2 tRNA genes and 3 rRNA genes are annotated in these 5,700 nt (G+C 45.9%); all 5 read right to left on the bottom strand.

The features are described 5' to 3' along the window. Positions 1–52 precede the first annotated feature (52 nt). Positions 53–160 (bottom strand): 5S ribosomal RNA (gene rrf, locus Q1A60_RS21420). Positions 161–360: 200 nt separating this feature from the next. Further along, a 23S ribosomal RNA gene (locus Q1A60_RS21415) occupies positions 361–3,185 on the bottom strand. 236 nt (positions 3,186–3,421) lie between these two features. After that, a tRNA-Ala gene (locus tag Q1A60_RS21410) sits at positions 3,422–3,495 on the bottom strand. Between the two features lie 171 nt (positions 3,496–3,666). Then, a tRNA-Ile gene (locus Q1A60_RS21405) sits at positions 3,667–3,740 on the bottom strand. A 220-nt stretch (positions 3,741–3,960) separates the two neighbouring features. Continuing rightward, positions 3,961–5,484 (bottom strand): 16S ribosomal RNA (locus Q1A60_RS21400). Together the 16S, 23S and 5S rRNA genes with 2 tRNA genes alongside form the textbook arrangement of a ribosomal RNA operon. Positions 5,485–5,700: the final 216 nt, after the last annotated feature.

Genomic DNA, 5,700 nt, shown 5'->3' with positions numbered 1-5,700 from the left:
TTCATTGTAAGGCATAAAAAAAGGTCTGACTCATACACTGAATCAGACCTTAAAAAGGCGGCGACCTACTCTCCCACGATTGTAGTACCATCGGCGCTGGCGGGCTTAACTTCTCTGTTCGGAATGGGAAGAGGTGAGCCCCGTCGCTATAACCACCTTAGTCTTTAGTTCCCGCGAAGGCGGGAATCTTAATTTATCACATACACCACTGAGATGTATGAGATCCCCGCCTTCGCGAGGATAAATATCGTAACATACTAGAAAATAAAAAAAAATAGATTCCTATTATTGATAATACAAAAACATCATTCATACGCTATTAAAAGAGTGTTCCTCCTCCGCCTTGCGACGGAGGAAGCGTACATAAGCTTACGGGTTATTAGTACTACTCGGCTATGACATTACTGCCTTTACACCTATAGCCTATCAACGTGGTAGTCTCCCACGACCCTTTAAAGAAATCTCATCTTGTGGTGGGTTTCGCGCTTATATGCTTTCAGCGCTTATCCCTTCCCGACATAGCTACCCTGCAATGCTTCTGGCGAAACAACAGGTACACCAGCGGTCAGTCCAACTCGGTCCTCTCGTACTAGAGTCAGATCCACTCAAATTTCTTACGCCCACTGTAGATAGAGACCGAACTGTCTCACGACGTTCTGAACCCAGCTCGCGTGCCACTTTAATGGGCGAACAGCCCAACCCTTGGGACCTTCTCCAGCCCCAGGATGTGACGAGCCGACATCGAGGTGCCAAACCCCCCCGTCGATGTGAGCTCTTGGGGGAGATCAGCCTGTTATCCCCGGAGTACCTTTTATCCTTTGAGCGATGGCCCTTCCATGCGGAACCACCGGATCACTATGCTCTACTTTCGTACCTGATCGACTTGTAGGTCTCTCAGTCAAGCTCCCTTATGCCATTACACTCTACACACGATTGCCAACCGTGTTGAGGGAACCTTTAGAAGCCTCCGTTACTCTTTTGGAGGCGACCACCCCAGTCAAACTACCCACCACGCACTGTTCGTCGTTAGACGTTAGACTTCAAATAAGTAAAGGGTGGTATTTCAACAATGACTCACACACGCCTGGCGACGCATGATCGAAGTCTCCCACCTATCCTACACATTACTTATCCAAAGCCAATACGAAGCTATAGTAAAGGTTCACGGGGTCTTTTCGTCCCACAGCGGGTAACCGGCATCTTCACCGATACTACAATTTCACCGAGCTCATGGCCGAGACAGTGTCCAGATCGTTGCACCATTCGTGCAGGTCGGAACTTACCCGACAAGGAATTTCGCTACCTTAGGACCGTTATAGTTACGGCCGCCGTTTACCGGGGCTTCAATTCAAATCTTCGCCGAAGCTAAACTCTCCTCTTAACCTTCCGGCACCGGGCAGGTGTCAGGCCCTATACATCATCTTTCGATTTAGCAGAGCCCTGTGTTTTTGATAAACAGTCGCCTGGACCTCTTCACTGCGGCCCATCTAAAAGATGGGCGACCCTTCTCCCGAAGTTACGGGTCGATTTTGCCTAGTTCCTTAGCCATGAATCTCTCGAGCACCTTAGAATTCTCATCCCAACCACCTGTGTCGGTTTACGGTACAGGCTGCTTCACTTGCTTTTCTTGGAACTCGATTCGCTGGATTATCACCGCGGCCGTAGCCTTAGTGTACTATCGGGGTATTACTACTCCCTTCAACGCACAATTCCGTCTGTGCGCACCAACTATTCGAATCCGTCGCTTTTAATGTGAGCAGGTACGGGAATATTAACCCGTTGTCCATCCACTACCCCGTTCGGGTTCGCGTTAGGTCCTGACTAACCCTCAGCTGATTAGCATAGCTGAGGAAACCTTGGTCTTTCGGTGTGCGGGTTTCTCGCCCGCATTATCGTTACTTATGCCTACATTTTCTTTTCTATACGTTCCACCAAACCTCACAGTCTGACTTCAATACATATAGAATGCTCCCCTACCGATCTCTTCTCTTGAAGGATCCCATAGCTTCGGTAGTATGTTTATGCCCGATTATTATCCATGCCGAACCGCTCGACTAGTGAGCTGTTACGCACTCTTTAAATGAATGGCTGCTTCCAAGCCAACATCCTAGCTGTCTAAGCAGTTCAACCGCGTTTTTACAACTTAACATACATTTGGGGACCTTAGCTGATGGTCTGGGTTGTTTCCCTCTCGGACATGGACCTTAGCACCCATGCCCTCACTGCTGATGAACATTTTATAGCATTCGGAGTTTGTCAGGAATTGGTAGGCGGTGAAGCCCCCGCATCCAATCAGTAGCTCTACCTCTATAAAACTATAAATCAACGCTGCACCTAAATGCATTTCGGGGAGTACGAGCTATTTCCGAGTTTGATTGGCCTTTCACCCCTACCCTCAGGTCATCCCAAGACTTTTCAACGTCAACGGGTTCGGTCCTCCACTTTGGGTTAACAAAGCTTCAACCTGCCCAAGGGTAGATCACACGGTTTCGCGTCTACTCAAACTAACTATATTCGCCCTATTCAGACTCGCTTTCGCTACGGATCCGGCCCTGAAGGCCTTAACCTCGCTAGTTAAAGTAACTCGTAGGCTCATTATGCAAAAGGCACGCCGTCACTTATCGCTCCGACCGCTTGTAAGCGTATGGTTTCAGGTTCTATTTCACTCCCTTATTCAGGGTTCTTTTCACCTTTCCCTCACGGTACTGGTTCACTATCGGTCTCTCAGGAGTATTTAGCCTTAACGGATGGTCCCGCCAAATTCATACAGGGTTTCACGTGCCCCGCACTACTCAGGATACTACTATCTGTAACTGTCTTTACCTATACCGGACTATCACCGTCTATGGTTGCTCTTTCCAAAGCATTCTAGTTCATAAAGCACAGAATATCGTAGTCCTACAACCCCAATATTGCCGTAACAATATTGGTTTGGGCTAATCCAATTTCGCTCGCCGCTACTATCGGAATCACTTTTGTTTTCTTCTCCTCCGGGTACTTAGATGTTTCAGTTCTCCGGGTTCGCCTCCTTGCGGATAACATATCTTCAATATGCCAGGTTGCCCCATTCGGATATTTGCGGATCAATTCTTGTGTGCAGATCCCCGCAACTTTTCGCAGCTTATCACGTCCTTCATCGCCTCTGAGAGCCTAGGCATTCCCCATACGCCCTTAATTAGCTTATTGTACTTTTTGCTCTTTAAGGACTTATGCATTAAATGCAAAAGCCTTTGTATTATAATGAGTTATTCATATTATTATAAATTGCGTATATACATCTGAATGTATACACGACTTCTCGTATTCTTTTTTATTTCCCAATATGTCAATGAACTTCGCAAATCAAATCAGACAACAATAAAGCATCTGATGCATTTACTTGGTAATACACTAAAGATAAATATCTCTAGGCATCGCCTAGTGGAGAATATCGGAGTCGAACCGATGACCTCCTGCGTGCAAGGCAGGCGCTCTAGCCAGCTGAGCTAATCCCCCGTAATCGATTTCAGAATGTTGAAGTACGATTAACGATTGTTGAACTCTCTCAACTTCTTAAAATCTCAAATTGTATTATAATGAACATCACGATTTATAAGCTTTCGCGAAAGCGTAAATCATTAAAATCAAAAATCTAAATTCATAAATCTATAATCTTAAATCAGTTTGTAGTCCCAGGCAGACTCGAACTGCCGACCTCTACATTATCAGTGTAGCGCTCTAACCAGCTGAGCTATGGGACTCTATATAAAGTACCTAGTATTCAGTATGTAATTAGTAAAATTAATTACTAACCTAGCCTCATACTAAGACCATATATTATTAAATCGACAGCTATTGAAAACTAAAAAGATTATTCTAAAACATTAGAATTTTAATCAGTAACAAGCCTTTGTTGTTTGATATTCATATGAAATCTCCGCCTTCGCGGAAATTCAACTGAATCTCAGGGACAATCTCTAGAAAGGAGGTGTTCCAGCCGCACCTTCCGGTACGGCTACCTTGTTACGACTTAGCCCCAGTTACCAGTTTTACCCTAGGCCGCTCCTTACGGTGACGGACTTCAGGTACCCCCAGCTTCCATGGCTTGACGGGCGGTGTGTACAAGGCCCGGGAACGTATTCACCGGATCATGGCTGATATCCGATTACTAGCGATTCCAGCTTCACGGAGTCGAGTTGCAGACTCCGATCCGAACTGAGATAGGTTTTATAGATTCGCTCCGCCTCGCGACGTGGCTGCTCTCTGTACCTACCATTGTAGCACGTGTGTGGCCCAGGACGTAAGGGCCGTGATGATTTGACGTCATCCCCACCTTCCTCGCGGTTTGCACCGGCAGTCTTGTTAGAGTTCCCGACATGACTCGCTGGCAACTAACAACAGGGGTTGCGCTCGTTATAGGACTTAACCTGACACCTCACGGCACGAGCTGACGACAACCATGCAGCACCTTGTAATATGTCCGAAGAAAAACCGATCTCTCAGTCTGTCATACTACATTTAAGCCCTGGTAAGGTTCCTCGCGTATCATCGAATTAAACCACATGCTCCACCGCTTGTGCGGGCCCCCGTCAATTCCTTTGAGTTTCATTCTTGCGAACGTACTCCCCAGGTGGGATACTTATCACTTTCGCTTAGTCACTCAGTCCGAAAACCAAACAACTAGTATCCATCGTTTACGGCGTAGACTACCAGGGTATCTAATCCTGTTCGCTACCTACGCTTTCGTCCATCAGCGTCAATATATTGTTAGTGATCTGCCTTCGCAATCGGTATTCTATGTAATATCTAAGCATTTCACCGCTACACTACATATTCTAACCACTTCACAATAATTCAAGACATACAGTATCAATGGCAGTGCTATGGTTGAGCCACAGCATTTCACCACTGACTTATATGCCCGCCTACGGACCCTTTAAACCCAATGATTCCGGATAACGCTTGCACCCTCCGTATTACCGCGGCTGCTGGCACGGAGTTAGCCGGTGCTTATTCTTATGGTACCGTCATCAACCTACACGTAGGCCTTATTCTTCCCATATAAAAGCAGTTTACAACCCATAGGGCAGTCTTCCTGCACGCGGCATGGCTGGATCAGAGTTGCCTCCATTGTCCAATATTCCTCACTGCTGCCTCCCGTAGGAGTCTGGTCCGTGTCTCAGTACCAGTGTGGGGGATCTCCCTCTCAGGACCCCTATCTATCGTAGCCATGGGGAGCCGTTACCTCTCCATCTAGCTAATAGAACGCATACTCATCTTATACCACCGGAGTTTTAATCACTAAACGATGCCATTTAGTAATACCATGGGGTATTAATCTTCGTTTCCAAAGGCTATCCCCCAGTATAAGGTAGATTGTATACGCGTTACGCACCCGTGCGCCGGTCGTCAGCAAGTAGCAAGCTACCTCTGTTACCCCTCGACTTGCATGTGTTAAGCCTGCCGCTAGCGTTCATCCTGAGCCAGGATCAAACTCTTCATCGTGTGTCTTATATATTATTAAAACTTATCACAATCAAAAATCCCGCTCTAAAATAAAACTCTCTAGTCTTCAATTCTTTTTGAGTTCCTATAAACTAACATAGAAACTTTATTATGTATTAATACTAATATTAATACGCGCTGTCAATTCAATATGTCAATGAACTTAGAATCTCTCTAAAAAAAATCCTAATTAAATATTAATCCTAAAATCAATAC

Origin of the sequence: uncultured Dokdonia sp., assembly GCF_947492535.1 — a bacterium.
Taxonomy (GTDB): domain Bacteria; phylum Bacteroidota; class Bacteroidia; order Flavobacteriales; family Flavobacteriaceae; genus Dokdonia.
This window is presented reverse-complemented; position numbering and strand designations above follow the sequence as displayed.